The 26620-nt window shown below is 53.0% G+C and carries 29 protein-coding genes; 1 reads left to right on the top strand and 28 read right to left on the bottom strand.

From position 1 onward, the window contains the following. Window positions 1-41: 41 nt before the first annotated feature. Window positions 42-911, top strand: a complete 870-nt coding sequence (locus ACKGJP_RS16100) for a YitT family protein (RefSeq protein ID WP_409346631.1) — start codon at window positions 42-44, stop codon at window positions 909-911. Window positions 912-988: 77 nt separating this feature from the next. Here ACKGJP_RS16100 and ACKGJP_RS16095 read toward each other — a convergent pair whose 3' ends face one another. The 28 genes from ACKGJP_RS16095 to ACKGJP_RS15960 all read right to left on the bottom strand — a co-directional run bounded on the left by ACKGJP_RS16095 (window position 989) and on the right by ACKGJP_RS15960 (window position 26619). Continuing rightward, window positions 989-1852: a sporulation protein YpjB gene (locus ACKGJP_RS16095; protein ID WP_409346630.1), complete on the bottom strand. Its 864-nt coding sequence runs from the start codon at window positions 1850-1852 to the stop codon at window positions 989-991. 81 nt (window positions 1853-1933) lie between these two features. Continuing rightward, a complete protein-coding gene (locus ACKGJP_RS16090; protein ID WP_409346629.1) occupies window positions 1934-2572 on the bottom strand; it encodes a DUF1405 domain-containing protein in 639 nt (212 codons plus the stop codon). 111 nt (window positions 2573-2683) lie between these two features. Next, window positions 2684-3574: a c-type cytochrome gene (locus ACKGJP_RS16085; RefSeq protein WP_409346628.1), complete on the bottom strand. Its 891-nt coding sequence runs from the start codon at window positions 3572-3574 to the stop codon at window positions 2684-2686. Window positions 3575-3595: 21 nt separating this feature from the next. Then, entirely contained in the window at window positions 3596-4267 is a 672-nt protein-coding gene (gene qcrB, locus ACKGJP_RS16080; RefSeq protein ID WP_409346627.1) for a menaquinol-cytochrome c reductase cytochrome b subunit, read from the bottom strand. Between the two features lie 17 nt (window positions 4268-4284). Beyond that, complete coding sequence (locus ACKGJP_RS16075) at window positions 4285-4836, bottom strand: ubiquinol-cytochrome c reductase iron-sulfur subunit (protein ID WP_409346626.1); 552 nt, start codon at window positions 4834-4836, stop codon at window positions 4285-4287. 223 nt (window positions 4837-5059) lie between these two features. Beyond that, window positions 5060-5497 carry a DUF2487 family protein gene (locus ACKGJP_RS16070; protein WP_409346625.1) on the bottom strand — a complete coding sequence of 146 codons (438 nt, stop codon included), beginning with the start codon at window positions 5495-5497 and terminating at the stop codon, window positions 5060-5062. Further along, the gene (locus ACKGJP_RS16065) at window positions 5487-6017 is read right to left on the bottom strand and encodes a gamma carbonic anhydrase family protein (protein ID WP_409346624.1); all 531 of its coding nucleotides are present in this window, start codon (window positions 6015-6017) and stop codon (window positions 5487-5489) included. Before ACKGJP_RS16065 ends, ACKGJP_RS16070 begins: the two co-directional genes overlap by 11 nt. Window positions 6018-6064: 47 nt before the next feature. Then, window positions 6065-7189, bottom strand: a complete 1125-nt coding sequence (locus tag ACKGJP_RS16060) for a hypothetical protein (protein ID WP_409346623.1) — start codon at window positions 7187-7189, stop codon at window positions 6065-6067. A 263-nt stretch (window positions 7190-7452) separates the two neighbouring features. Then, window positions 7453-8076, bottom strand: coding sequence for an anti-sigma factor family protein (locus tag ACKGJP_RS16055; RefSeq protein ID WP_409346622.1), 624 nt, complete (start codon window positions 8074-8076; stop codon window positions 7453-7455). Continuing rightward, complete coding sequence (locus ACKGJP_RS16050) at window positions 8073-8666, bottom strand: RNA polymerase sigma factor (protein ID WP_409346621.1); 594 nt, start codon at window positions 8664-8666, stop codon at window positions 8073-8075. Before ACKGJP_RS16050 ends, ACKGJP_RS16055 begins: the two co-directional genes overlap by 4 nt. A gap of 540 nt (window positions 8667-9206) precedes the next feature. Further along, window positions 9207-10295, bottom strand: coding sequence for a prephenate dehydrogenase (locus ACKGJP_RS16045; RefSeq protein WP_409346620.1), 1089 nt, complete (start codon window positions 10293-10295; stop codon window positions 9207-9209). Window positions 10296-10416: 121 nt separating this feature from the next. Beyond that, window positions 10417-11517: a histidinol-phosphate transaminase gene (hisC, locus tag ACKGJP_RS16040; protein WP_409346619.1), complete on the bottom strand. Its 1101-nt coding sequence runs from the start codon at window positions 11515-11517 to the stop codon at window positions 10417-10419. 159 nt (window positions 11518-11676) lie between these two features. After that, window positions 11677-12483: a tryptophan synthase subunit alpha gene (trpA, locus tag ACKGJP_RS16035; RefSeq protein WP_409346618.1), complete on the bottom strand. Its 807-nt coding sequence runs from the start codon at window positions 12481-12483 to the stop codon at window positions 11677-11679. Further along, on the bottom strand, window positions 12470-13675 hold the full coding sequence (gene trpB / locus ACKGJP_RS16030; protein WP_409346617.1) for a tryptophan synthase subunit beta: 1206 nt from the start codon (window positions 13673-13675) through the stop codon (window positions 12470-12472). The genes trpA and trpB overlap by 14 nt, the downstream gene beginning before the upstream one ends. Further along, window positions 13672-14436, bottom strand: coding sequence for a phosphoribosylanthranilate isomerase (locus tag ACKGJP_RS16025; protein ID WP_409346616.1), 765 nt, complete (start codon window positions 14434-14436; stop codon window positions 13672-13674). Before ACKGJP_RS16025 ends, trpB begins: the two co-directional genes overlap by 4 nt. After that, on the bottom strand, window positions 14408-15211 hold the full coding sequence (trpC, locus tag ACKGJP_RS16020) for an indole-3-glycerol phosphate synthase TrpC (protein WP_409346615.1): 804 nt from the start codon (window positions 15209-15211) through the stop codon (window positions 14408-14410). Before trpC ends, ACKGJP_RS16025 begins: the two co-directional genes overlap by 29 nt. Further along, entirely contained in the window at window positions 15201-16238 is a 1038-nt protein-coding gene (gene trpD, locus ACKGJP_RS16015; protein WP_409346614.1) for an anthranilate phosphoribosyltransferase, read from the bottom strand. Before trpD ends, trpC begins: the two co-directional genes overlap by 11 nt. Window positions 16239-16336: 98 nt before the next feature. Further along, a complete protein-coding gene (gene trpE, locus ACKGJP_RS16010; protein ID WP_409346613.1) occupies window positions 16337-17875 on the bottom strand; it encodes an anthranilate synthase component I in 1539 nt (512 codons plus the stop codon). A 357-nt stretch (window positions 17876-18232) separates the two neighbouring features. Continuing rightward, a complete protein-coding gene (gene aroH / locus ACKGJP_RS16005; RefSeq protein WP_409346612.1) occupies window positions 18233-18601 on the bottom strand; it encodes a chorismate mutase in 369 nt (122 codons plus the stop codon). A gap of 4 nt (window positions 18602-18605) precedes the next feature. After that, on the bottom strand, window positions 18606-19700 hold the full coding sequence (gene aroB, locus ACKGJP_RS16000) for a 3-dehydroquinate synthase (RefSeq protein WP_409346611.1): 1095 nt from the start codon (window positions 19698-19700) through the stop codon (window positions 18606-18608). A gap of 1 nt (window position 19701) precedes the next feature. Beyond that, entirely contained in the window at window positions 19702-20865 is a 1164-nt protein-coding gene (gene aroC, locus ACKGJP_RS15995) for a chorismate synthase (RefSeq protein ID WP_409346610.1), read from the bottom strand. 522 nt (window positions 20866-21387) lie between these two features. Continuing rightward, on the bottom strand, window positions 21388-21543 hold the full coding sequence (locus ACKGJP_RS15990; RefSeq protein ID WP_409346609.1) for a hypothetical protein: 156 nt from the start codon (window positions 21541-21543) through the stop codon (window positions 21388-21390). 102 nt (window positions 21544-21645) lie between these two features. Next, window positions 21646-22422 carry a CheR family methyltransferase gene (locus tag ACKGJP_RS15985; RefSeq protein ID WP_409347178.1) on the bottom strand — a complete coding sequence of 259 codons (777 nt, stop codon included), beginning with the start codon at window positions 22420-22422 and terminating at the stop codon, window positions 21646-21648. A 198-nt stretch (window positions 22423-22620) separates the two neighbouring features. Beyond that, on the bottom strand, window positions 22621-23064 hold the full coding sequence (gene ndk, locus ACKGJP_RS15980) for a nucleoside-diphosphate kinase (RefSeq protein ID WP_409346608.1): 444 nt from the start codon (window positions 23062-23064) through the stop codon (window positions 22621-22623). Window positions 23065-23199: 135 nt separating this feature from the next. Further along, window positions 23200-24174, bottom strand: a complete 975-nt coding sequence (hepT, locus tag ACKGJP_RS15975) for a heptaprenyl diphosphate synthase component II (RefSeq protein ID WP_409346607.1) — start codon at window positions 24172-24174, stop codon at window positions 23200-23202. A 138-nt stretch (window positions 24175-24312) separates the two neighbouring features. Continuing rightward, entirely contained in the window at window positions 24313-25161 is an 849-nt protein-coding gene (locus ACKGJP_RS15970; protein ID WP_409346606.1) for a menaquinone biosynthesis protein, read from the bottom strand. Continuing rightward, window positions 25148-25753: a UbiX family flavin prenyltransferase gene (locus ACKGJP_RS15965; protein ID WP_409346605.1), complete on the bottom strand. Its 606-nt coding sequence runs from the start codon at window positions 25751-25753 to the stop codon at window positions 25148-25150. Before ACKGJP_RS15965 ends, ACKGJP_RS15970 begins: the two co-directional genes overlap by 14 nt. Then, window positions 25735-26619, bottom strand: coding sequence for a UbiA-like polyprenyltransferase (locus ACKGJP_RS15960; RefSeq protein WP_409346604.1), 885 nt, complete (start codon window positions 26617-26619; stop codon window positions 25735-25737). Before ACKGJP_RS15960 ends, ACKGJP_RS15965 begins: the two co-directional genes overlap by 19 nt. Between the last annotated feature and the right edge of the window lies 1 nt (window position 26620).

Genomic DNA, 26620 nt, shown 5'->3' with positions numbered 1-26620 from the left:
CTAGATATTCCCTTTTTTTCGACAAGGAGGCTTCAACAACCATGCTCCGTGCTATGGACAAGCTATTGCTGAAACAGATCTTACCGATCATTGTCGGGACCGCCATTTACGCTTTCGGCCTCCACTATTTCGTCATATCGAACGAGCTGATGGAGGGCGGCGTGACAGGAGTCGCCCTGCTTCTTAACTATTCGCTGGATCTCCCTCCATCTTATACGACGCTCCTCTTGAATGTTCCGCTATTCCTAATCGGCTGGAAAGCGCTTGGGAAAGGACCGATGGCCTACTCGATTTTCGGAACGGTTTCCGTATCCTTCTTCCTATGGGTTATGGAAATCATGATTCACCGGGGATGGATTCAACCTTTTACGACACAGCAGGACTATTTTCTGGCTACGTTATACGCCGGCGTTACCCTTGGCACAGGGCTGGGGATCGTGTTTCGTTACGGTGGCACAACGGGGGGCTCGGATATTATCGCGAGGCTTGCGAACAAATGGAAAGGATGGTCGATGGGACAGGTCATTTTGGCGCTGGACGCGATCATCATCGGCGTTTCGATCTTGTACATCCCGCGCGAGAAAATCTTATACACGATGGTGGCAGTGTTTATAGCCTCCAAGATGATCGACTTTATTACGGAAGGCGCATATGCCGCTAAAGCATTTACGGTCGTATCCGATCGAAGCGGCGAGATAGCCAAGCTGATCACCAAGGAAATGGATCGCGGCGTCACCCTTCTGCAGGCAAAAGGCGCATACTCGCAAAGCAGCAAGGAAGTCATCTATTGCGTCGTCGCCCGCTCGGAGCTGCGCCAACTGCAGACGCTGATCAAATCGGTGGATCCTCGGGCGTTTATCATTATCAGCGATGTGCATGACGTGCTAGGGGAAGGATTTAAGGAGGGATGAAAAAGAAGGGAACCCCTCGCTTCGCTGGGGGCTCCCTTCTTTTCATTGTGATGGCAGGTAAAAAGAGGACGACATCCCTACATCTTTTCCTTCTCGTTCGGTCCCAACCTAATCAGACTGCGCTCCGCATGCATGCGCCACCCTGCGAAGATAAGGACGGGGATGATGATGAGCGCCATCAGTGCCGCCCACCAGACGGGATTGCCGTTCTGGCCGAGAGGCAGATATGCGGTATCCTCCTCCCGTTTGCCGAACACAAGATCGAGCGTATCCTGCAAGGTGGACGATACGGAAGTAATATTGCCGTAAGGAATCGTTTTCGCTGAAGCCTGCGTCTTGATGAACGACAGCAGGGAATCGAGCTTTTCGACATCCGAGGGCTCTTTGCTAATGAACAAGGCGGGCCGGATCGTCAAGTAATGCTGTTCATACCTGGCGGCAGCCTGCACAAGCTGGGCTGCCTTCTGCTGCTGGGCCGCAAGCTCGAGCGCGCGCACATCCTCTTTCATCACTTTATAATATTGAAGCCACATCGGCTCGTTACGATGCGTAAGCGCGTCCGCTACCAGCCTGATTTTGGCGGCTGCCAGCAACGTTTCCTGCTGCGATGCATACACGCTGTTAAACGAACGCTTCGCTTGAACGACGGACTGCGCCAATGCGTTCATCCCTTCCACCGTCGTAACCCCGCCGTAGTGGATCGTCGGAATGAGCAAGCTGATTTCATTCATTCTATCCAGAGCCCCGACGATATTCCCTTCCGAAACCTGCTTGTATATGTCATCCGCCGCTCGATTCAGCTGTTCGAGCTTACGATAATCCTCCGCTCCTGCCAGCGCCGGCTTTTGCTTTTGCTCTTGACGGATACAACCCCCTATTACGGCAAGCAGGAGGCATAGGACAAGCAGGATGAATACTTTCCGATAGCCCTTAACGAACATGGACATCCCCTCCTCATCAATAAGATATGGGGGGATGTCCGGTTTTAGACCGCCGATCCGAAGCGGATTGAGCGAATCCGGCTATGTTCTTTTGGCCGAAAGCATGTAGAATACGAGTAAACTGATTGCGCTTAGCAAAATCGTGAACAATTGAATAACAGGAAGGTCGTCCAACAGCACTTTCGGCAGCGCCGGGAACACATCATAGGTGTAATCGACAAAGTCGCTTGCAAACACCCACAGAGCGGCAGCCGCCAGCCCGATCGGCCGAATGTTGAAGAAGCGGGCGAACAACAGCGCTTCTGCAGCCATCCCGAGATGGGAAATGGACAGCATCCAGTCCTGCCATGCTCCCGGCGATCCTTGAGCGTTAGCCGCAACGATAACGACTACCGCCCATATGCCGTATTTAAAGGAAGAGACGACGCCCACCGTCTCGATCATGGAACGCAGCGCAGAAGATTTGCCAATGACGGGAGAACGATAGCTGTCGATCAGTAAATAAAGCAGTCCCAGTGTAAAAAACAAACTGCCCGTCGGACTGTCGGGAACTAAAATAACCATCCAGAGAGGCTTCGTTTCGACAGTCAGCTTAAGCTGCTCCCAATACCAAACGTAGCCGTAATAGGTCCCACCCAAATTAACCAAAAACAATGTCCAAAGCACCGACCGCGAAGTCAGAAACGGTCTGCTCCAAAAATGCGAAAGCGATGTCGGCATAAGCTATCCCCACTAGTCCGATTAATGTGATACCCGTACAGCGTCAGCTAACGCTCCTAATATTTAGAAAAGCCTGACCGCTCATTCGAGGGTCAGGCTTCATTCGGTGCATTATTGCGCTTTTTTCTGCTTGGCAAGCCAGTCGGCCAATTTATCAAGATCGGCATCGGTCAAGCCTTTGCCTTTATTGGCATCCCATAAGCCCGGAGGCATTTGGCCAACGCCTTCTTTCATGATCTTGACGATACCGGCTTTGTCATGCTTGTCGCCGACTCCGGTAAGTGCCGGAATTTTTGCCGCAGCCATCCCTTTCAGGCCGTCGCCGTGGCAAGAAATACAAGTCGATTTCTTGTAGATTTCGGCTGCCGGGTCAGTCGGATCGACGACCGCGACCGCCGCCGCTTTCTTATCCGTCGAAGGCGCGGGTTTGCCGCTCTTCTTCGCTTCGTGCATTTCTTCCTCGCGTTTGATATGCTCCGGAATCATGCCTTTAGCTTCCATCTCTTTGGTGTAGTGGTGCCAAGAGAAGACGGTCAGATAAGTAACCGCAACAAGCGATACAATCATCAAGCTTGAAGCGATCGGTCTTCTGTAAAACCTTCTTTCCTTGCCCGAATCGAGGAACGGCGCCAACAGCAAGCCGCCGAACAGAAGACCGGGAAGGACAAGCGCACCGATCAGCTTGTAATCGCCCGATGCGTACGGGTATTTCAGAAGCTGGTACAAGAATAGGAAGTACCAGTCCGGCATCGGAATATATCCTGGCGTAGTCGGATCAGCCGGATAACCGAGCGGTGCCGGTTCGGACATGGTCAGCGCAAGAATACCGACCAAGCAAACAGCCGCAACCATCCATTCCTTGAGCAGGAAGTTAGGGATGAATGCTTCGGATTTGCCCGGATATGCAGAGTAATCGATCGGCAACGGGCGGTTCGATTTTTGACGCACACGCGAATCGCCTACGTAAACGATCTTTTCATCACTTTTATGACCGTGAGCCACGCTCTTCCCCTCCTTATGATCTTATAGTGGTCCGGAAATGCCTTGCTTCCGAATCATAATAAAGTGACCGGCAAGAAGAGCTAGCAGCGCTCCAGGCAAGAAGAACACGTGAATCGCGAAAAATCTTGTCAAGGTTGTCGCTCCTACGATATCTCCCCCTTGCAGCAACGTCTTGATGTAGTCACCGATAATCGGAGGCGAAGCGGCAATTTGAATACCTACTTGGGTAGCGAAATACGCTTTGTTATCCCAAGGCAGCAAGTATCCCGTGAAACCAAGACCTAACATGACGAAGAAAATCAGCATCCCGACAACCCAGTTCATTTCGCGCGGCGCTTTGTAGGAGCCTGTGAAGAATACGCGAAGGGTATGTAGGAACATCATGACGATAACAAGGCTCGCTCCCCAGTGATGCATACCGCGAACGATGACGCCGAATGCAACCTTGTGCTGCAGGAAGTCGACGCTCTTGTACGCGTTAATGATATCGGGCGTGTAGTACATCGTCAGAAACATGCCGGACAATATTTGAATGACCGTGATAAAGAAGGTCAATCCCCCAAAACAGTAAACGAATGCGGAAAAGTGATGCGCCGGGTTCACGTGTTCAGGAACTTCGTGATCGGCAACGTCTCTCCACATTGGCGTAATGTCAAGGCGTTCGTCTACCCAATTATAAAGACCTTTCAGCATTTAACTGTTACGCCTCCTTACTTATTTGCGATTTGGTTCGGACCGAGTTGACCCAAGTATACGAAGCCGTTCTCGATCTTCACTTTGTACTCGTCCAAAGGCGCGGTTGAAACAGCAAGCTGCTTGCCTTCCTTCGTGTAATGCGCGCCGTGACACGGACAGTAAAACTGATCCTTGTAATCGGCGTTGTTATTCCAGCCAACCGTACAACCAAGGTGCTTACACGTCGGATTCAATGCGAAAATGTTGCCGCTCTTGTCCTTCGAAATAAAAGCCTCGATCTCCGGATCGCTTTCATACCAGCCGTCAACTTGATGGATTTGGAATTTAAAGGCTTGCGGCGAATCCGTTACCTTGCTCGTTTCGACAACCTTAACCCAGTCCGCTTCCTTTTTCGGTTGCAGCACCGGATCGACGGCAAAACGAATCATCGGTACGAGCATGCCTGCAGCCAAGAAGCCTCCCGTTCCGCCTAGCGTGTACGACAAAAATTGACGTCGCGACATTTCCCGCTTTGCCACCGGCATGTTCTCCGATCCATGGGATGCGTGTTTTCTGCTCTCGCTCATGTTCTCTTCTACCCCCTTTTGCCATTCATATCATCATGTCTAATCGACAGAACCTTACAACATACTAGGACATAAATATAATAGCTTACGTCCCTATAAGCGTCAAGAACGGCTGAAGATAAATGGCGACCCGTTTGCTCGGCGTTCGCCCAAACGTTAACGAAATTGTCACATATCAATTATAGGTCAACAATAGCTATAGCTTTTTCCAAAAGCGTTACATTCATGCGTCTTTCGTTAACTTTTCCTTCTCCCGCCGCCAAACCTCCTGCAGCTTCTCTCCGATAAGCGCCTTCCCGCCGCTTGCGTCTTCCGCCGAAAGAAACAAATCCGCGCCTTCGAACGACATGATCGATATGGCCGGGTCCGCGCTAATGAGAATGACGTAAGCGAAACCGCCTTCCCTAAGCTTACCGCATAAATGGTTGACACCGGCGACGAACGAACCCGGCTGGCCATTATAATGAAGCGAAGGATAAGTGACGACCCGCCCTTTAAAAGGGATCTCGACCGGCTCCATAATGTCCGCCAGCCGTTCCAGCGCCTGCGTAACCTCCCATGGCTCCTCTCCCCCGGTCAGGCCGGTTAAAGGCACCAGGCAAGTGTCTAAATAGGGCTGAAGGTCGGCCCATTGGTCTTTTTTGATATCGCTAAATTTCATAAGGCAGGTCTCCCCTCTCCGCTCGGAACTCGATTCCTTTTTGCACGTAGCTGGCGGACGTCCGTTTCATCCGCTGCAAGTCCGCTTCCGTCAGCTCGCGTACGACCCTGGCCGGCGATCCCATCACCAGCGTGAACGCGGGAATCTTTTTGTTCTCGGGCACTAGCGATCCTGCCGCAACCAGTACGGATTGGCCGATGTCGGCGCCGTTCAGCAGGATGGCCCCCATACCGATAAGACTCCCGTCTCCGATCGTGCAGCCGTGAATGATTGCTCCGTGACCGACGGAAACGTCATTGCCGACGATCAGCGGCTGGTCCGTGTTCACATGACCGATGCAGCCGTCCTGTATGTTCGACCTGTCGCCGATCCGGACAGGTGCCAGGTCTCCTCGCAGCACCGCATTGTACCATACCGTAGCCTGCTCTCCGAGCGTCACGTCTCCGATGAGCTTCGCTCCATCCGCAATGAATACGGATTCGTGCAGCTGCGGTCGTATTCCTTTGTACGTATGTATCATTCGCTTCTCCTCCAGTGGTGGCTCCGCAGGAGATTGTAGCAATCCCCTCACCACTTGTCAATCTTCAAGTCAATCGCTTCTTCCTCCGTATAAGAGCCGGCGATCACGCTGCTTCCGAGCTTGCTTACCTGCACGACCTTCCCGTGCGTTTCGTCTTCCCCGATCCGGATCAACCCGATATGCATCATCATTTGCAAAATACGCGCCTCCAATATGGATTCGGAAGAGTCGTAGTAGTAAGGGCGAATGAGCTTGTATAACACGCCGCCGAGCGATTCGACCGTCACCCAGCGGCTTGCAAGCTTGTCCAGCCAGTAAACGATCGAACGAATGTTCGATATGGGACCTTTGTATAGCCGCAGCCAAAAACGGTAAATCTCCGTAAGCGGTTCCTTCTGTCCCGTCGCCAAACGGGAGCGTCCCAAATCGGTAATCGTAAGCGAGTCTCCCGTTTCCGCAATCAAGCCGTGGTAAAAGCAATAATCGTAAATAAAAGAAAGCCGGATCGGGTACTCCCGGTAACGGCGGCCGTAACCGAATCTCCATGCCGTCTTTGCCACCGGCTCTTCGGCAATCGAAAGCCGTTCCATGATCTGCTGCAAATGTCTTTTGTACATGAATCCTTCGGTTGAAAGCGGAATATCCTGCTCCAGCACATACCGCAGAAAATGGAGAATGTCCCCGAGCAGAAGCTGCTGCTCGTCCCGGTATACGCCAGGCGCTTCTTCCAGCTCTTGTACCGATTTACGAAATTGAACGGTCAACACGTCGTCAAACCGCCGTTTCAGATCGTCCGGCAGTTGAAATAACGATTTGGTTTGCTGCAAATAACCGTTGAACAGCCAGCCGTTTCGTTTGAATTTGACGATCATGTCGCGGGAATTCGCTTTTTGCCCGTCTTCTTGCTGCCATTTGGACATGCTCGCGCGAGCCAGCAGCTCCTCCATACTGAACGAATTTCTGGAATCGAACAACAGAGAGTTCAAAAAACGGACGTCCTCCTCGGTCAATTCCGTCATTTGTCTCTCGAAGATGTCTCTGCGGTTAATCGCGGAAAGGATCGTTTGGATCAGCTCGTTCTTGGAGTGGCCGTTGCACTCGCACTTATAGGTTTGGGCAATCCGGCTTAATTCGTGGATGTCGGCGTAACAAAGCATATCTGCCAGGTTCATGGCGCGTTATCCTCCCTTTCGTCAGAAATCATGAAAGAGCAAAGCAGCAGGCCGCCTTCCGTCCCGTTATGCTGCCGTTCCTTTCATTTTCCATTATGGGAAAATTCCGTCCAAATCATTCCGGGTGCAGCTACATTCCGCCCAAATCGCAGCCGTCGCAAGCTGGAATCATCCCTTTGCTGAATTAAGGGAATGATGCCCGATTACGAAAGAAAAAGCGTCCGTTAATGGACGCTTCTCTGCCGAACAATTTTAAATAGCCGTCAACTGCGCGTACGCGATAACCAATTCATAATGAGGAGCGAACTTATCAATCCTAGAATGGATATCGCAAGTAAATAATCCGCATACGTATGAATCGGTCCGAGCTTCATCGGTTCGATGACACGACCGGATGTGCTTGCCATTGCAAACTTCGGAATATTGCTTACATTGATACTCGTATTCCGCTCTTCGCTGGCTTTAGCCGCTTGATGAAAGCCGTATGACGATGACTGGGCTTCATCCTTCCGAAACAAGTCGCCCCCGGCAAACGTGTACATGAAGCTGAATAGAAATAGCGCCAAGCAGAAGGATAAGACGGCCGTCAAATTGCGTCTAATGCGATACGGAATGGCATATATGCGATCGGCGATCGGAATGCGCCAGGACTCGTCCTTGTAGATGCGATCCATGACCTGATTGGAAATCAGGTACGATTCCTTGGAGGAAGAAGGAATGTCGCGAGCTGCCGTTTGAATCAGCAGCAGGCTTTCCTCCCAAATCTCAAACTGTTCGGCGCAAACCTTGCAGCGGCGTACATGCTCATCGACGCACAACCGCTTAAGATCCGTTTCGGGCAAATCAAAATAATCGCCGAACAATTCCTGAATATCCTCGCATTTCATCGATGACTCATCCCTTCATACTCTTCGTAAATCGCTTCTCCAAAGTATGGCTCAAGCTGTACCTTCACACTGGCCCTCGCCCGAAACAGCAGCGACTTGACGGCGCTGACCGTTTGTCCCAGTATGTTTGCAATCTCCTGGTAATCAAGCTGCTCGTATTCCCGTAAAATTAACGCCGACCGCTGTTTCTCCGGCAAGTTATTGATCGCTTCGCGAACCAAAGCCACCTTCTCGTTGCGCAAGATGGTTTGTTCCGGCATAGCTTCGAAAGAAGCATGCGGCGTAAGGCCGCTCTGATCGAGTGACACTTTCACGTGCCTTTGCTTCCGCATCTCGCTAAGAACCGTATTCCTTGCTATCGTATACAGCCAAGTGGAGAACGAAGCCTCGATCTCACGAAACGTCTGCAGGCTGCGATACGCCTTATAGAACGTCTCCTGGCTCAAATCGTCGACCAACAGCTCCATATGTGCGCTTTTAAGCATATGGAAGATGAATGCGTATATCTTGCGCTCGTAACGACGAACGAGTTCCGCATACAATTGCGTATTGCCGTCTTTAATCTCGCGAATTAACTGGGAATCGGTCATTTACAAGCGATCCTCCTTGCAAAGCACCCTTCTCCCAGCGTCGCTGAATCTTGTATGTACGTTATTTACCCGACTGGGAGATAAAAGTTGCGGTTCTCTTCAAATTAATTAGACGTATCTCATTCGAAAAATGTTCCATTTACAACATTCGTTAAAAACGGTAAAATTCCTGCTTTATTTCGACAAATGCATGTAAACTAGGTCATCATGCCTAGTGAATCGTCATAATGACAATCCAAATACCGAACACATAAAAAAAAGCAAAAAAAAAACCACCGGAACCCGGTGGGCGCACATAGTGCAAATTCGGATAGGAGTGGAGAGAAACCATACTGTAGTTCTTATTATATGTATCCGTTTACATTTTGTCAACAGTTTTGTGCAAGCGGTTTCTTTCCGACCGATGATTATTAGTCGTCATTAATGGGGGGAGCGCATTCCTGACGGAATGCGCTCCCGAATACTTATTAGACGGCAAGGATAAACGCTTTTATGCGCTTATCGTATGAAACATATTTTATAAAAAATAAGTCTCTCTTCCTACACGTGCACCGGGTAATGCGGTTTCAGCACTTCGGAAGCGCGCTCCCAGTCCTCTTCATTGCGGAACGACAGCCGAAGCACGCCGGGGACGTCGTCACGGCTTTCGATTATCTGAATGTTGCTTAAATTGATCCTGTGACTGCCGAGCAAGGTGGCGACCGATCCGATAATGCCCGGATGATCGGGTACGTCGACGTATAGGTCGTACAATGCCGTAATGACGCCTTTGCGGCGTTCCGGAAGCTCGCTGCGGAACTTGCCCGCCCGCTTGAACGCATCCATAATGCCGTCGCCGTCATCCGTTTCGATCATGCTGCGAAACTGGGAGACTTCCTTGTTCCAATCGTCAAGCAGCTTCAGCATTACCGGTTTGTTGCTTTGAAAAACGTCACGCCACATAACCGGATCGCCGGAGGCGATTCGAGTAATATCGCGGAAGCCCCCCGCAGCCAAAGCGCGGTAAAGCCCGTTCGACTCGTTGTAGCCCGCAATCTGATTGACAAGCGCGACAGCGATCACATGGGGAAGATGACTGATAGCGCCGACGATATCGTCATGCTGCTTGGCGTCCACCCGTATGATCTGCGCCCGCGTCCATTGGAGCAGCTCGACTAAACGTCCGTAGACGTCCTCCGGCGTTCCTTCGGGAGGCGTGAGCACGTAAAAGGCATTTTCGTACAAGTATAAAGAAGCGGCTTCAACCCCGGAACGTTCGGAGCCGGCCATCGGATGCCCGCCGATGAAATAGGCGCCCTGAAGCTTCATTCGAGCCGCGCATTCGGCAACGGCCCCTTTCGTGCTTCCGACATCCGTAATAATGCAGCCCGGCTTAAGCGTAACCTGCTGCAGCTTGTTTAAATAATCCGAGATAAGACCGACCGGTACGCATAGAAAAATAAAATCCGCGTCCGCCACAGCTTCCTCCAAGGAAGTCGTGGCCGAATCGACAACGCTGCGCTTCAAATATTTATCGACAGAGGCCGGATTGGAGGAAAAGCCCGTAATATGCAGTCCGGGCTTTCCTTTCCAGCATAATGCAAGCGAGCCGCCCATTAAACCTACGCCGATGATGGCGATTTTCGTCATGAGATCAAAACCTTTTTCTGTTAAAGTTGCCCGTTCAAAAGTTACGCTGTTGCGTTAATCTTCGCGGGGTGCCTGCTGATTCTAGGAGTCTGCAAGCTTGGGGTGCAGCAAGCTGGAAACATTAAACGGTAACGGCGACTTCCGACAGCACTTGCTCAAGCGCGGCAATGAATTTCTCGTTCTGCTCGCGGCTGCCCACCGTAACGCGGATCGAGGTCGGGAAGTCGAGTGCATGACCGCCTCTTACGATGATCCCTTTGCGCATCAGCGCGTTAAAGGCTGAAGCTGCGGGACGTTTGACATCGACCATCATGAAGTTGCCGTTCGCCGGGAAATAGCTCAGCCCGAGGCGATCGAACTCGCCGGACAAATATTTGATGCCATCGGCGTTCGCCGTACGGCAGAACTCGATAAACGACTGGTCGCCCAGTGCCGCCAGCGCTGCCGCTTGGGCGAAGCGCGAAGTATTGAACGGCTCGCGAACTTGATTGATCGTATGGATGACGTCCGGATGCCCGATGCCATAGCCGATACGCAGCGATGCGAGACCGTAAATTTTGGAGAAGGTGCGCAGCAAAACGACGTTCTTATGCTCTTTAAGCAGTTGAAGCCCGTCCGGATAATCCTCCGTCGTAATGTATTCCGCATAAGCCTCGTCAAGAATGACTAGTACATTCGGCGAAATGCTGTTCAGGAAATCTTTAACTTCCGCATGCGTGTTGATCGTACCGGTCGGATTGTTCGGGTTGCAAATCCAAACGATTTTCGTTTTATCCGTAACGCGGGCGAGCAGAGCAGGCAAATCGTGCGTACCGTCTTGCAAGGGCACCTCGATGATTTTCGCGCTCTCGATTTCCGCATTATGCTTGTACTGCGGGAAGGTATGCGAAGCCATAACCGTTTCGTCGCCAGGCACTAAGAAAGCGCGCGCGATCATCAGGATGATCTCGTCCGAGCCGGCTCCGAAAATGATTTGGTTCGGCTCGACGCTATAAAACTCGGCAACGGCCTTCGCCAGATCGACGCTTCCGCCGTCGGGATACAGGCTTACGCGCTCGACTTCGTCGACGATCGCCTGCTTCGCCTTCGGCGAGCAGCCGAACGGGTTTTCATTAGAAGCAAGCTTCGTCACTTCGGTAAGTCCAAGCTCGCGTTTCACTTCTTCAATCGGCTTGCCCGGCTGATAGACCGGCAAATGTACAATGTTCTGTTTAGGCTGCATGTAGGACACCTCTTTAAATAGATGTGAAAAACAACTATACCTTTTATTGTCTCACAATTTTTTTTCAGATACAAACAGTTTTTTGATTGCACGAAGGGCGCCAATCGAACGTCAGGCAAAAAGAAAGCCCGCCATTCGCTCGGAATGACGGGAATTCGCTTACCCTTTCAGCTGTTTAACGAACTCGCGGATTTGCGCAAGTCCTTCTTCTTTCGTAGCCGGCGACGCCAATAGTGGCCCTGCTTCTTCGATCTTGCGCACGATCGCGCTGCCGACGACAACGCCGTCGCACATCTCTTCGAACCGCGCGACATGCTCCCTGCTCGAGATGCCGAAGCCGATAGCGACTGGAATGTCGGACGCTTGCTTAACCGAACCGATAAAATCTTCAATGCCGCCGAAAAAGCTAGAGCGGGTACCGGTAACGCCTAAAGAAGATACGCAATAAATGAATCCGGCCGCTTGCGCGGCGATTTTGGCAACGCGGTCTTTGGAAGTAGGCGCCACCAGAGGCACGAGATGGATATTATACTTTACGGAAAGCTGGTAAACCTCGTCGCTTTCTTCAATAGGCAGATCGGGAATGATCATCCCGCTGATGTCATTCTCCCTAAGCAGCTCGAAGAAATTGGCGAGCCCCAACTGCAGCACCGGATTGTAGTAAGTGAACAAAATGAACGGAAGCTGCGAACCCGCGTCTCGGCATTGGCGAGCTACCTTCATACAGTCAAGGATGTTGATTTTATGCTTAAGCGCGCGTTCCGATGAACGCTGGATGACCGGCCCGTCCGCTAGCGGATCCGAATAAGGGACGCCCAGTTCGACAATGTCGGCTCCGGCTTGCTCCATCTGAAGAATGATTTGGACCGATGTCCCCACATCGGGATCGCCGATCGTCAGAAATGGAATGAGCGCCGCTTTCTTCGCTTCGCGAAGCTTGGCAAACGTCTGATCAATGCGATTCATGCTCGCCACCTCCCAAATAGCTCATAATCGCTTCCACGTCCTTGTCGCCGCGTCCGGAGAGGTTGACGACGATAATCTCGTCCTTGGACATCGTAGGAGCGACCTTAATCAGCTGAGCGAGCGCATGCGAGCTTTCGAGCGCCGGAATAATGCCTTCCGTGCGGCTCAGGAGCTGGAGTGCGTCAAGCGCTTCTTTGTCGGTAATCGGCACGTATTCCGCACGGTTCGAGTCGCGCAAATAAGCATGCTCCGGCCCTACGCCCGGATAGTCCAGGCCTGCCGATATCGAGTGGGCTTCCGTAACTTGGCCGTATTCGTCCTGCAGCACGTAACTGAGCGAGCCTTGAAACACGCCATGCCGCCCTTTGGCAAACGTAGCCGCATGCTCCTCCGTATCTACGCCTTTGCCTGCCGCTTCAACCCCGATTAGCCGAACGGATTCATCGTTTACGAACGGATAAAAGATACCGATCGCATTGCTGCCCCCGCCAACGCAGGCGATGACCGCATCGGGCAGCCTGCCTTCCGTTTCCAGCATTTGCGCTCTCGTTTCGTCGCCGATGACTCTCTGGAAATCGCGTACGATGAGCGGGTAAGGATGAGGGCCGGTAACGGAGCCCAAAATATAATACGTGTCTTCAACGTGGCTCACCCAGTAACGAAGCGTTTCGTTGCATGCGTCTTTCAGCGTGCGGCTGCCGGATTTAACCGGAACGACTTCCGTGCCGAGAAGGTTCATGCGGAAAACGTTCAACTGCTGCCGTTTCGTATCGACTTCGCCCATGAATACCTTGCATTCCAGCCCCAGCAGCGCCGCCACCGTTGCGGTAGCCACGCCATGCTGACCTGCGCCGGTTTCGGCGATGACTTTCGTTTTGCCCATCCGTTTGGCAAGAACGGCTTGGCCTATGGCGTTGTTGATTTTGTGAGCGCCCGTATGGTTTAAATCCTCGCGCTTCAGATAAATTTTGGCACCGCCCAGCGTTTGGGTCAGGCGTTCCGCGTAGTAGAGCGGCGTAGGACGGCCGGAATATTTGCGGCGCAGTCCGTCTACCTCCGCAATAAAATCGGGATCCTGCGAATATTTCTTATACGCTTCCTCCAGCTCAATCAGCGCATTCATCAACGTTTCCGGCACATAACGGCCGCCGAATTGGCCGTACCGCCCGTGTTCGTCAGGTACTTGCTTCACGATGACTTCACCCTTTCCACAAATGCTGCAATTTTATCGATATCTTTGATGCCGTCCGTTTCCACTCCGCTCGAAACATCCACCCCGTCCGGCAAATATTCGCCGATCAGATCGCCGACATTCCCCGCGTGCAGCCCTCCGGCCACGATCAGCTTCATTCCTGCAGACTTCGTCCAGCTTAAATACGGAGGGATGCGGTCCCAAGCAAACGTTTGGCCGGAGCCGCCCCCGATCACCGGATCATACGTATCGAGCAGGATGGCGTCGACGGTCCCGCGGTATGGACCGAGCAGATGCTCAATTCTCTCTTCGTCGGTAACGCCTTCGCCGGACAAGCCTGCCGAAGCGCCCCCTTCCTTCTCCTGCCCGCTTGCGATCGGCAGCGCTTTGAATACTTGGAAGCCGAACGCTTCTTTCACCTCGGCGCAGAAAGCCGGAGATTCTTGCCCGTGCAGCTGGATGACGTCCAGCGGCGCTTGCCGCATTACAGCGCGCAGCTCCTCAAGCGTAGGGTTTACGAACACCCCTACGCTAAGCGGAGCAGTCCCTGCTTCCCGCCTCTTGCTCAGCAGCTCCACCATCGGTGCCGCTTCATCGGCCGTCACCTGACGCTTGCTGCGGGCAAAAACGAAGCCGATATGATCGATCGGCAAATCGATGATGCTTTGCAACTGGCCGTATGTACGGATGCCGCATATTTTGACTGTGGCAGCCGCTATTTGCGAACCCACGTTAAACCACCCCGCCCGCCGCAGGCACATCCAGCAGGTCGTGTACCGCTTGCGTTACTTCAGGCTGCCGCATAAAATGTTCCCCGATCAGCACCGCATGAGCGCCGACGGAGCTCAAGTAGGCGATCTCCTCCGGACGCGAAATTCCGCTCTCGCTTACGATCGTTTTGCCTTTCGGAATCATCCCGATCAGCTGCTCGGTCGTTTTCAAATCGGTGACGAACGACTTCAAGTTCCGGTTATTAATGCCGATCAGCTGTGCATCCAGCTCCAGCACGCGGCTAAGCTCTTCTTCGTCATGCACTTCCACCAGCGCGTCAAGTCCCAGGTCCCGGCTCAGCTGCAAATAGTCCCGCATCTGCTCCGTCGTAAGGATGGCGGCAATCAGCAATATGGCATCCGCGCCGATCAGCCGCGCTTCATAAATGTGCCGGTAATCGGTGGTGAAATCCTTGCGCAGGATCGGAACGCCGACGGCTTCCCGCACCTGCCTGAGGTAAGCGTTGCTGCCTTGAAAATAATCGGTGTCCGTCAGAACGGATATGCAATCCGTCTTCGCCTGCTCATATGCCTTGGCAAGCGTCACCGGATGGAAATCCTCGCGGATCAAGCCCTTGGATGGGGAAGCCTTCTTGACTTCGGCAATAAGCCCCATATTGCGGTTGCGCCCTTCGGTGAGCGCGCGTATAAATCCGCGGCATGCCGGCATGCCGGCGATCTCTTTCTCCGCTTCGGCTAATGAGAAATGCGCCGCAAGCGCTTCAACTTCCTTCTGTTTGGTAGCGACAATCCGATCAAGAAACATGGCTCAGTTCTCCCGTACATGCGATTAGTTGCTGCAGCTTGTCACTCGCAAGCCGCATGTCGATGACCGACGCTGCTAATTTTACACCTTCCTGCAAGGTGGAGCAACGGCCTGCCACATAGAAACATGCGCCGGCGTTGGCCAGCACGATATCCCGGTAAGCGCCGCGTTCCCCGTCCAATATACGGCGGATAATATCCGCATTCGTTTGCGCGTCTCCGCCTTTGACCGCTTCGATGCCGGCTGCCCGTAAACCGAGCTCGTCGGGCGTCAGGTCGTAAGTCCGCAGCACGCCGTCTTTCAGCTCCGTTACGCGGGTCGGCGCCGAAATGCTGATTTCGTCAAGCCCGTCGTGGCTCGACACGACCATTCCGCGCTTCATGCCCAGTGCTTTGATGACTTCGGCAAGCAGCTCCGTCTTATTCCGGTCGTAGACGCCGAGCAGTTGCAGATTGGCACCGGCCGGATTCGTTAGCGGACCCAGCAGGTTGAATATCGTCCGAATGCCGATTTCCTTGCGCGTAACGGCCGCATGCCTCATCGATTGATGAAATACCTGAGCGAACATGAAGCAAATGCCGATCTGGTCCAGGCAACGGGCCGCTTGCTCGTTGTTCAGCTGGATGTTGACGCCAAGCGCTTCAAGGACGTCCGCACTCCCCGTTTTGCTCGTTGCGGCGCGGTTGCCGTGTTTGGCTACGCGAATGCCGCCTGCGGCGGCTACGAGTGCCGACGCCGTCGAAATATTGAACGTATTGGAGCCGTCCCCGCCCGTTCCGACCGCGTCCAGCAAATCCCCGTCAGCCGTCTGTACGCGGCTTGCTTTGCTTCGCATCGTCTCGGCAAAGCCGGTAATCTCTTCGCTGGTTTCGCCTTTCATTCTTAAAGCCGTCACTAGACTTGCGATTTGCGACGGCGTCGATTGCCCGTCCATGATTACCGACATCACTTCGCGCGCTTCGCCGCGCAGGAGATGCTCGCCGCCGACGATTTTGGCGATCGCTTGCTGCACCGTAAACGTACTCATCCGTAACGCCCCTCACTCTAAATTAATCCCCACAAAGTCAAACTTCGAAGCTTAATCCTGTAGCTTTGCGCGGGCCCCATAACCATTAATCTTTACTGTTAGTAATCGCTATTGATAACGGCTGCTTGCGGCTGTTTCTCGGACAGGAACACCGCTTCCGCCATCCGGATCGACTTCAACATCCCTTTCGCCTTGTTGACCGTTTCTTCGTATTCCTTCTCCGGAACGGAGTCCCATACGATGCCGGCTCCGGCTTGAACGTAAGCTTTGCCGTTCTTGAAAATAATCGTCCGAATCGTGATGCACGTATCCATGTTGCCCGAGAATCCAAGGTAACCGATCGCTCCGGCGTAAGCGCCGCGCGCTTCGTTCTCCAGCTCTGCGATGATTTCCATCGCGCGCAGCTTCGGAGCGCCCGATACGGTGCCTGCAGGCATACAGGAGATGAAGGCGTCGTAGAAGTCTTTATCCTTGCGCATTTTGCCTGTCACGTTCGAGACGATATGCATGACGTGGGAGTAACGTTCGATTTCCATGAACGAATCGCATTTCACCGTACCGAACTCGGCGACGCGGCCGATATCGTTGCGTCCCAGGTCGACCAGCATCAGATGCTCCGCGCGTTCCTTCTCGTCGGCGAGCAGATCTTTTTCCAGCGCCAAATCCTCTTCCGGCGTTTTGCCGCGCGGCCTCGTGCCTGCGATCGGCCTCGTATCGACCTTGTCGTCTTCAACCCGAACGAGCATCTCGGGCGATGTGCCGACGATGACCTCGTCGTCCATCTTCAAGCAGTACATGTAGGGGGACGGATTCATCGTCCGCAGCATACGGTACACCTGAAGCGGCGAAACATCCGTTTCGATCTCAAAGCGCTGCGAAAGCACCACTTGGAAAATGTCGCCGGCGCGAATGTACTCCTTGGCCTGCTCGACATTCGCCATGAACGATTCCTTCGTTTGATTGGACTGAATGACGCCTAGCTCCACATCCTCCGGGATCGACCGGTTCGCTGCGTGCAGCTGCAGCTGCGGCCGTCTTAGCCGTTCGATCATGCCGTCGATTTTGCGGCATGTCGCCTCATACGCGCGCGCTATGTCCGCGTCCGTTCCGTGCTGCGGGATATGAACGTTCGCGATGACTTTGATTTGCTGCTTGAAATGATCGAAAACGATAATCTGATCGCAGAACATAAATTGAATGTCGTTCATTTGCAGATCGTCGATCTTGTGCTTCGGCAGCTTCTCGTAATATTGCAGCAGATCGTATCCGAAGAAGCCGATCGCTCCGCCCGTCAGACGCGGCAAATTCGGCAGCGGAGGGCTCGAGTAAGCGCGCAGATAGGCTTTAAGAACTTCAAGCGGCTTTTCCGCGGTAACTGTCGTTCCCGCTTCGTTCGTAATCGATATTTTGCCGTTCTTCGCTGTAATCATGAGAAAAGGATCGGAGCCGATAAACGAATAACGCGCCCATTTAACGCCGCCCTCTACGCTTTCCAGCAAGAACGCGTGCTTGCTGTCATAAAATTGTTGAAAAAGACGGATCGGCGTTTCGGTGTCGGCGAGCAAATCGCGTACGACCGGAATGACATTGTACTGTTTGGCGAGTCGGATCACTTCGGTTAATTCGGGCGTATACATGGGCACCTCTCCTTATCGGCGGCAATCTGGATGGAACAATAGGGCTATAGGGGAGTTTCCCCATTAAGCGAAATAAATAAAAAACCTCTACCCGAAAGTAGAGGTTCTGATTAAAATCGATAGTAGAATGAACGATGCCAAAATCAACAGCAATGACTCGCAAACGGCGAAAAAGATCCCCGTACGAAGACACTCGGCTCGACTCTTCTATGCTCGACTCCACTCAGCTATGCTCTACTCTTCTTGTCTTCTCTTTGCTTGCACTGCGCTCAACTGCTCTACTCTTTCCTGCTTGCTAACTCTCTCAACTACGTCAACTATACACCTGCGCCGCTGAAATCGTCAAGCCATTTCTGATTATTGCTTTACGATATCCGGACGAAGCCGCTTCGCTTCGTTCAAGTACACGTGTCGGATTTCATTCTGCGCTTTCGGCGTATTGATATGTACCATCAGTCGGATACATTTCGGCAAACTTGGCTGTACCGGAATTTCCACGGAGCACATGATCGGCACGAGCTCCCATCCTTCCAGTTGGCGGATGGCTCTTGCCGGAAACGCCGCGTCCAAATCCGTCGTCGTCGTGACGAATACGCTGCAAATGTCTTCCGGTACAACCCCGTTCTCCGCTACGATTTCATGAAGCATTTCCGCCGTAGCCTGCAAAATTTGCTTCTCCTCGTTAAGCTCCACGGTTGTCGCACCGCGAATTCCCCGAACCCACATCGCCTTACGCCTCCTGCTTCAATTGTTCCACGACTTCCCTCACGAGGTCGGCGGATACGTTTTTGTTGACTTCCACTTTGCCGATGTCCGTCGGAACGACGAATACCATTTTGCCTTCTTTAAACTTCTTATCGTGCAGCATGGCCGACATGATCGCATCGGTATCCATATGCGCAGGCAAACGTGTCGGTAATCCGAACTTGCCCAATATCCGTTTCGTTGTCACATATATATGCTCGGGATTACCAAGTTTCAGAGCTAACCTGGCTGACCCGACCATGCCGATTGATATCGCTTCGCCGTGCACAAGCTCGCCATAGCCGGCAACGGCTTCAAGCGCATGTCCGATCGTGTGCCCGAGGTTCAGAATCGCGCGCAAATCGTTCTCGCGCTCGTCTTGGGAAACGACGTGGGCCTTCACCTTGCAGCCTTGATATAAACCGTACTCCAGCGCCTCCGGATCTAGCGCTAGCAAGTTGTCCGCATTCTCTTCGCACCAGGAAGCGAACGCCGCATCCCAAATCAAGCCATGCTTGATCATCTCGGACAGCCCTGCCTTCACTTCCCGCTCCGGCAGCGTTTGCAGCGTTGCCGTATCGTAAAGAACGAGCTCCGGCTGGTGGAACGCGCCGATGATGTTCTTGGCGAGCGGATGATTGACCGCTACTTTCCCGCCGACGCTGCTGTCATGCGCGAGGATCGTCGTCGGAATCTGAACGAACCGTACGCCTCGCATATAGCTGGCGGCTACGAAGCCTGCCAAATCGCCTACTACGCCGCCGCCAAGCGCAATGACCGACGAATTGCGGTCAAGTCCGGCTTCGAGCGCGACGCCTACGATTTGCTCCAGCACGGCGAGCGATTTCGATTTCTCCCCGGCAGGTACGATATAGGAGGAAACCGTGTATCCCCCCGCCTCAAGAAGTCCTGTGACGGGCTGCAAGTAATGCGGCGCCACGCGGTCGTCCGATACGATCAGAAGCGGGGATCCCTTGCGGATCCCGTGCTTCTCGAAAAGCGGCGCGATGTCGTTCAGCAAATGCTGTCCGATGTAGATCGGATAGGAGCGATCCCCCAGATCAACCGTCAGTTCGCGCATATTAGTAACGCTCCACTTGTTTTTTGTAGTTTTCCAGGTTCGCGCGGATTTCTTCGATCGAATCGCCGCCGAATTTTTCGAGGAAAGCATTCGCAACTTCCCAAGCTACGATATTTTCCATAATGACGCCGGCTGCCGGCACTGCGCAAGTGTCCGAACGCTCAACCTGGGCAGTGAACGGCTCCTTCGTGTCGATATCCACGGATGGCAGGGGCTTATACAGCGTTGCGATCGGCTTCATAACTCCGCGAACGACGATCGGCTCACCGGTCGTCATACCGCCTTCGAAGCCGCCAGCACGGTTGCTGGCGCGGTAAAACCCGCGTCCTTCTTCGTGCATGATCGGATCGTGAACCTCGGAGCCTTTCAGGCTGCCTGCTTCAAAACCCAAGCCGAATTCCACGCCCTTGAACGCATTGATCGAGACGACTGCCTGCGCGATCCGTCCGTCAAGCTTGCGATCCCATTGCACGTGGCTTCCAAGGCCGACCGGCACGCCTTCTATGATGACCTCGACGACGCCGCCGAGCGTATTGCCTTCGGCTTTGGCCGCATCGATCGCGGCGATCATTTTGGCTTCCGCTTCTTTGTCGGCGACGCGTACTTGCGATTCTTCGGTAACCTCGTTCAATTCGTCAATCGTCAATTCAGGACGCTGGGCGACGATTTCGCCGATACGTACGACATGACAGGCTGTCTTAATGCCGAATTGTGCCAGAAGCTGGCGGGCAATCGCTCCGCATGCGACGCGCGCCGTCGTTTCGCGGGCGCTCGAGCGCTCCAAAATATTGCGCAGATCTTTTTGGTTGTATTTCAGGCCGCCGTTCAAATCGGCATGGCCCGGGCGCGGACGGTGAATGCGGCGGCGTCCTTCGTTATCCTCGTCTACCGGTTCGACGCCCATGACTTTCGTCCAGTGCGTCCAGTCTTTATTCTCGACGACGAGCGCAATCGGCGCTCCGGTCGTCATCCCATGGCGTACGCCTCCGACCAGATTGGCGGCGTCCTTCTCGATTTGCATCCGCAATCCGCGGCCATATCCTTTTTGCCTGCGTGCCAATTGCTCATTGATGGAATCGGGAAGCAGCGGCAAATTGCTCGGTACTCCTTCTATAATGGCGGTTAGCTGCGGACCGTGCGTCTCGCCGGCTGTCAAATATCTCATTGTAAGTTCCCCCTAAGCATCGTCAAACGAACATCCCAAGCATAAGCCTAATCATTCTGCCTGTCCGAACTCATTCGTTAGCGCCGCGGCGCTGTCATTCAGGCAAAACAAATCGCAAGCATCCGGTTTCGTTCTTTCCGATCGCGTCATTCGAGCGCTTTAGCGCTTTTATGTGCTCATTATAGTATAGGCATTCCGGTTTGACAAGGAACGACAAGTAATGGAATCGCTTTCAATTATACGCAAACAAGGATAAACGCCCTTCGGCGTCTTTGATGCCGGACGTTTACCGTGAAATCGAACCATCAGCGAAACATTTATCTTTCCGGGATATTAAGGATAGACGGCTTCCCCGTCCTTTTAGGGACAAGCGCGTTTACCGAGATTTAGAGCGGCTTCCACGTTATACTTTCTAATAAAATGAAAAAAAACATGCCGCCCGGCTCGGCCGCCGGACAGCACGCTTTTCGGTTATGCCAAACCATTCGCCGCATCAAAGCATCGCAGGAAACAAGCGTTAATTCAAGAATGCCGCTGAAGAATCCTTGCCGGTTCCGCATGCTTCGGATCGTTCACCATTCCCATGATTTGCATCGAATCGATGCCGAGAATTTGCGCGCATTCTTTCATCGAAATAAAACCTCTTCGGTAGGCGTTGATCACCTTCCGCTTGTCCATGGGGGAAGCCCTCCTCGAGCATTCGGCAAAAGACATAAGCACAATGGCCTCTTGCCAGCTATCCCTAGTATAGGAATTTTTGGAAAGGGCTATACGCTGCGCTTATTTTTTTCGGTAAAAAAACGTCTCCGCCGTCTCAAGTCCGTACTGGGCGGGCGTGAAGATCTGCTCGGTGCTCCCGACGAACAGAATGCCTCCCGGACGCAAAGCGTCGGCAAATTTCTGGTACAACAGATGCTTCGCTTCTTCCGTAAAGTAAATCAGCACATTCCGGCAGACGATCAGATCGAAGCCGGACTCAAACCGCTCCGTCAGCAGGTTTTGCTTTTGGAACTTGATATGCTTCTTAAGATCGGGACTAATATGATATAACGCGTTATCCGGGCGGAAATAGGTTCGCAAATAATTAACCGGTACGTCGCGGACGGATCTGTCAAAATAAACGCCGGTACGCGCCTTCTCAAGCGCTCCGTCATCGATGTCCGTAGCGATTAGCGTGGAGTCGGACAGCACCTTTGCCTCTGCCAGAATCATCGCCAGCGTATAAGGCTCTTCGCCCGTCGAGCAAGCGGCGCTCCAAACCTTCAGCCGACGCGAGGCGCGCATCATCTCCGGAATGAATTTCTGCTCCAGAACTTCCCAGCGGTTCGGATTACGCCAAAATTCGGAGACGTTGATCGTCATCCGGTCCAAAAATTCATGAAGCAGCGCCTTGTCCTTCGCCAGCGCCTCAAAATACTCGGTAAACGACGTATAGCCGCGCTTATTGCGCAGCGTCGTCAATCTCCGTTTCATTTGCGCTTCCTTGTACAAATTCAGATCGATCGTCGTAAAGCTTTTCATTTTTTGTACGAATAACGAGAAATCGCGGTCTTCCATCAAAACAAATCACGCTCCTGATCAAGCTGTCGACATAACCGCAAGCTGCGAGTTATCCCAATAGTTCGATACGGGAGCGTGATTTTCCTTCTAGTTCGACAAAATCCTCCAATTTCCTTCGTCGGAGCATTTTCCAGGGCCCCGCAAAGTAATAGGAATACGCTACGTCAGCATACTCTTCACTTTGCGGGATTTATACTAAACCCATTTGTTAACGTCTTTGCTGTACGAAACGATTTCTTCCGGCTTGAAGAAATTGTTGATTTCGCGTTCCGCGCTCTCTACGGAGTCGGAGCCGTGAATGATATTAAGGCCCGTATGCACGGCGAAGTCGCCGCGAATCGTTCCAGGCAGCGCGTCAAGCGTATTCGTTTTGCCCATCATCGTACGGGACAGCGTAATGACTTGATCGCCTTCCCAAACCATACCGAACACAGGACCGGACGTAATGAAGCTTACGAGCTCTTCATAGAAGCCTTTGCCTTTGTGCTCTTCGTAGTGGTATTCCGCTTGCTCGCGGGTAATGACCATCAGCTTGCTGCCGACGAGCTGAAATCCTTTTTGCTCAAAGCGTTTGACGATCTCGCCGATCAGGCCGCGTTGTACGCCATCCGGTTTTACCATCAGAAATGTTTTTTCCATAGTGACCACTCCTTGAATTCGTTATGATTATGTATCGGAACCTGCATGATGCAGTGTATCCTACGTTGGTACAGCAAGTCAACTTGCACGCGGTTTGCCAAGCGCGACCAGGCGGTCGGCCTGATCGCAAACCCGTTAATTGGTGCGGCTCGCCACGAAGTGGGCAATGCGAACAAGATCCTTTTTGGCTTGAATATCGGGCAGACCGTCAAGCGATCGGATCGCTTTCTGGATGTAACGCTCCGCAAGCCTCTCCCCCTGTTCGATACAGCCGCTGCCGCGCACAAGTTGCAAAAACTCGCTTACATCCGTCTGTCCGTCCAGCTTCCGGATACGATCCAGTTCGGCAAGCAGCCGGTCTCGAAGCCCGGGTTGCCGTAATGCATACAGAACGGGAAGCGTAATATTCCCCTGCTTGATGTCGCTGCCCGGCGGTTTGCCGATCTGCTCTTCGGTGCCGCAAATATCGAGCACGTCGTCGCGAATTTGGAACGTCATCCCGACATAGTAGCCGAAGTCGTACAGCTTGCGGGAAATGGCCTCGGGCGCGCCGGCCGCGATTGCGCCCAACTGGCAGCTGATTGCAATGAGCAGCGCCGTTTTTCTTTTGATCCGAAGCAAGTAGTCCCTTACGCGCTGGCTCGAATGAAAAAAGTAGCGGATTTGCTCCATTTCCCCGATGCTCATCTCGACGATCGCATGCGACATGATCTGATGAACCCTCGGATTGCTCAGCTGGGTAACCACGCTAAGCGCCTTGGCGAAAATGTAATCGCCCGTATACATGGCGATCCGGTTGTCCCATTTGGAGCGGACGGTAAGCTGGCCCCGCCTCGTTTCGGCATCGTCGATGACATCGTCATGAACGAGAGACGCCATATGGATCAATTCCATCGGAACCGCGATTTTCTTCATTTTATCGATCTCGTACAAGCCGAACTGCCCGGACAGCAACACAAATATGGGACGTATCCGCTTTCCGCCCGCCTTAAGCAGGTGAAGCGACGTTTCCTTAAGCATAGCATGCTCGGAATAGATGCTCGCTTCAAGCTCTTTTTCGATGGCATTCAGATCTTTTTTGAGACGCGTGTAGATGTCAACAATTTTCATTCGTTCACCTGATCGACAGTAGTATATACTAATCCCCACAAAGTGAAGCGTGCCTCCGAAGCTTATTCCGAGCACTTTGCGGGGAGCCCCGGAAAGACTAAGATTTCCACCCTAGAGAAGCATGACTTCGGTACTTACTTACTTTGCGGGAAGCTCTTCCCATATTTGGATCGGCACATCGCGTTCAAGCAGTCCGAGCTCCTTCGCGTAGCGGAAATATAAAGACAGTCCCCGCCATTGATCAGGCCCGAATTCGTATGTCAGCTGGCTGAAATACCCGCGCCAGTAAGCCTCCGTACCGCCGATCGTCGCCTGCGCTTTGGCAATCATGCCTTCCGGATGACGAAGCCCGTGTTCCTTGCTCCATTGAAACGCTTCGTGAATCCGCGACACGAGCTGTGGATTGCGACGGATCGTATCCTTGCGGACGGCCCATACAGCAAATGTCATCCACTCGCCTGTAAATTCCTTCCACAACTCGCCGAGATCCGTCACCATGTAGCCGTGGTCAGCCCAACTGGCGCGTATCGCATCGTCGCCGATCAGCAGCGCGCCGTCCGCTGCAGCCATCATGGCTTCCAGCGAAGGCGCCATGGAGATGTAAGTAGGATTTGCTCCAAACCGTTTACTAAGCAAAATTTTCAAAAGATTGACTGTCGTGGCGGAAGCCGTCGATAACGCAAACGTGCCGCCGGCGATCTTCTCGAGCGGCTCCCTGTGAAATAACAGGAGCGAATTCACGCGACCTAACGCGCTTACCGATAAGCCCGGAAAGAGCATGTAGTCGTCGAAATTAGCCCCGTAAGCGAAGGAGGACATCGCCCCCATATCGACTTCTCCTGCGGCCATCGCCCGGTTAAGCCCCGTAGGAACCTGGAGGCTGAACAACACTTCCCCGGCAAACCGGTCCTCCGGAAAATGGTGAAAAATCGGCCAAACGTTCGTATAGTTAATGCGCCCGATGCTTATGCGCTCATGATGTCCCATTGTCCTCGCCCCATCTTCTGAACAATTCGTGATCCACGTCCATCGTATCCAGCACTTTGCCGACCAGAAAACGCACGATGTCGTCAAGCGACTTCGGCTGCTGATAAAAAGCCGGCATCGCGGGAATGATCGTTACGCCTAGACGGGACAGCTTCAGCATGTTTTCCAAGTGAATCGCATGAAGCGGCGTTTCACGGGGGACGATGATGAGCCGTCTTCCCTCTTTAAGCATAACGTCTGCCGCCCGCTCCAGCAAATTGTCGGACGAGCCGTGCGCGATTCCCGACAATGTCCCCATCGAACAGGGGATGATGACCATCCCCTTCGTCCGGAAGCTTCCGCTAGCGATGCTTGCGCCGATGTCCTGATTCGGGTGATAGATCAGCTTGCCCGGCAGTTCGCCAAACTGGCGTTCCAGCGTTTCCTGCCGGCGGGAAACGTTCCAGCCGAGCTCGTCATGCAGCACGCGCCAGCCGGCATCGCTAATGACGAGATGAACCGTCTCGCCAAGGGAAAGCATGTGACGGCAGAGCAGCTCGCCGTAAGGGGCTCCGCTCGCTCCCGTAATTCCGATTACCCAAGGCTTGTCCATCGCTGCACCACCAAATCGATCAATGTGAATGCAAACACTACGACGCTAAGAACGCCGTTCATCGTGAAAAATGCGGTTTGCAACCTGCTTAAGTCGCTTGGCGATACGATCCAATGCTCGTAGAACAAGATCAGGTAAGCGATCACTAAGCCCGCGAAATACACCCAACTCAAATCGGTCATAAAAAAGACGAACATCAAACCAACCGCCGTCAGCAAATGAAACGCCTTGGCAAAAAGGAGCGCCTTGGCCACGCCGAAACGGCTCGGAATCGAATGCAGCTTCTCGTTCCGGTCGAACTCCGTATCCTGACAGGCGTATATGACGTCGAAGCCCGCGATCCACAGTGCGATGGAGACGTACAAAACAAGCGATGCCGCGCTAAACTCGTTCGTTACCGCCACCCATGCCCCAAGCGGCGCAAGTCCGATCGTCAGTCCCAGTATCAAATGGCATGCCCATGTGAAGCGCTTCGTATACGAATAGATAACGAGAAAAAATACGGCAAGCGGAAGCAGCTTCATCGATAACGAGCTTAACTGCGATGTTGCGATAAACAACAGAACGAATGAAACGATAATAAATCCGATCACTTCGATCGACGATAATAGCCCCGCCGGAATCGCCCGCATGGCGGTTCTGGGGTTTTTCTTATCAATCGCCTTGTCTATGACGCGGTTCAGTCCCATAGCCGCGCTGCGGGCCCCAACCATCGCTAGCGTAATCCAGCCGATTTGCACCCATGACGGAAGCTCTCCGGTTGTTGCGACCGATCCGAGCAAAGCGCCCATATACGCGAACGGCAGCGCAAAAAGCGTATGCTCGATTTTAATCATTTCTAGAAATACTTTAATTTTATTAGTCATG

This window comes from Paenibacillus litoralis (assembly GCF_046244365.1).
Lineage (GTDB): Bacteria > Bacillota > Bacilli > Paenibacillales > NBRC-103111 > Paenibacillus_V.
This window is presented reverse-complemented; position numbering and strand designations above follow the sequence as displayed.

Excerpts from the sequence above, each read along its gene's own strand:
- ACKGJP_RS16100 (WP_409346631.1), top strand. The coding sequence starts at position 42 with ATGCTCCGTGCTATGGACAAGCTATTGCTGAAACAGATCTTACCGATC.
- ACKGJP_RS16095 (WP_409346630.1), bottom strand. The coding sequence starts at position 1,852 with ATGTTCGTTAAGGGCTATCGGAAAGTATTCATCCTGCTTGTCCTATGC.
- ACKGJP_RS16090 (WP_409346629.1), bottom strand. The coding sequence starts at position 2,572 with ATGCCGACATCGCTTTCGCATTTTTGGAGCAGACCGTTTCTGACTTCG.
- qcrB (WP_409346627.1), bottom strand. The coding sequence starts at position 4,267 with ATGCTGAAAGGTCTTTATAATTGGGTAGACGAACGCCTTGACATTACG.
- ACKGJP_RS16075 (WP_409346626.1), bottom strand. The coding sequence starts at position 4,836 with ATGAGCGAGAGCAGAAAACACGCATCCCATGGATCGGAGAACATGCCG.
- ACKGJP_RS16070 (WP_409346625.1), bottom strand. The coding sequence starts at position 5,497 with ATGAAATTTAGCGATATCAAAAAAGACCAATGGGCCGACCTTCAGCCC.
- ACKGJP_RS16065 (WP_409346624.1), bottom strand. The coding sequence starts at position 6,017 with ATGATACATACGTACAAAGGAATACGACCGCAGCTGCACGAATCCGTA.
- ACKGJP_RS16060 (WP_409346623.1), bottom strand. The coding sequence starts at position 7,189 with ATGAACCTGGCAGATATGCTTTGTTACGCCGACATCCACGAATTAAGC.
- ACKGJP_RS16055 (WP_409346622.1), bottom strand. The coding sequence starts at position 8,076 with ATGAAATGCGAGGATATTCAGGAATTGTTCGGCGATTATTTTGATTTG.
- ACKGJP_RS16050 (WP_409346621.1), bottom strand. The coding sequence starts at position 8,666 with ATGACCGATTCCCAGTTAATTCGCGAGATTAAAGACGGCAATACGCAA.
- ACKGJP_RS16045 (WP_409346620.1), bottom strand. The coding sequence starts at position 10,295 with ATGACGAAAATCGCCATCATCGGCGTAGGTTTAATGGGCGGCTCGCTT.
- hisC (WP_409346619.1), bottom strand. The coding sequence starts at position 11,517 with ATGCAGCCTAAACAGAACATTGTACATTTGCCGGTCTATCAGCCGGGC.
- trpA (WP_409346618.1), bottom strand. The coding sequence starts at position 12,483 with ATGAATCGCATTGATCAGACGTTTGCCAAGCTTCGCGAAGCGAAGAAA.
- ACKGJP_RS16025 (WP_409346616.1), bottom strand. The coding sequence starts at position 14,436 with ATGTGCCTGCGGCGGGCGGGGTGGTTTAACGTGGGTTCGCAAATAGCG.
- trpC (WP_409346615.1), bottom strand. The coding sequence starts at position 15,211 with ATGTTTCTTGATCGGATTGTCGCTACCAAACAGAAGGAAGTTGAAGCG.
- trpD (WP_409346614.1), bottom strand. The coding sequence starts at position 16,238 with ATGAGTACGTTTACGGTGCAGCAAGCGATCGCCAAAATCGTCGGCGGC.
- trpE (WP_409346613.1), bottom strand. The coding sequence starts at position 17,875 with ATGTATACGCCCGAATTAACCGAAGTGATCCGACTCGCCAAACAGTAC.
- aroH (WP_409346612.1), bottom strand. The coding sequence starts at position 18,601 with ATGTGGGTTCGGGGAATTCGCGGTGCGACAACCGTGGAGCTTAACGAG.
- aroB (WP_409346611.1), bottom strand. The coding sequence starts at position 19,700 with ATGCGCGAACTGACGGTTGATCTGGGGGATCGCTCCTATCCGATCTAC.
- aroC (WP_409346610.1), bottom strand. The coding sequence starts at position 20,865 with ATGAGATATTTGACAGCCGGCGAGACGCACGGTCCGCAGCTAACCGCC.
- ACKGJP_RS15990 (WP_409346609.1), bottom strand. The coding sequence starts at position 21,543 with ATGGACAAGCGGAAGGTGATCAACGCCTACCGAAGAGGTTTTATTTCG.
- ACKGJP_RS15985 (WP_409347178.1), bottom strand. The coding sequence starts at position 22,422 with ATGGAAGACCGCGATTTCTCGTTATTCGTACAAAAAATGAAAAGCTTT.
- ndk (WP_409346608.1), bottom strand. The coding sequence starts at position 23,064 with ATGGAAAAAACATTTCTGATGGTAAAACCGGATGGCGTACAACGCGGC.
- hepT (WP_409346607.1), bottom strand. The coding sequence starts at position 24,174 with ATGAAAATTGTTGACATCTACACGCGTCTCAAAAAAGATCTGAATGCC.
- ACKGJP_RS15970 (WP_409346606.1), bottom strand. The coding sequence starts at position 25,161 with ATGGGACATCATGAGCGCATAAGCATCGGGCGCATTAACTATACGAAC.
- ACKGJP_RS15965 (WP_409346605.1), bottom strand. The coding sequence starts at position 25,753 with ATGGACAAGCCTTGGGTAATCGGAATTACGGGAGCGAGCGGAGCCCCT.
- ACKGJP_RS15960 (WP_409346604.1), bottom strand. The coding sequence starts at position 26,619 with ATGACTAATAAAATTAAAGTATTTCTAGAAATGATTAAAATCGAGCAT.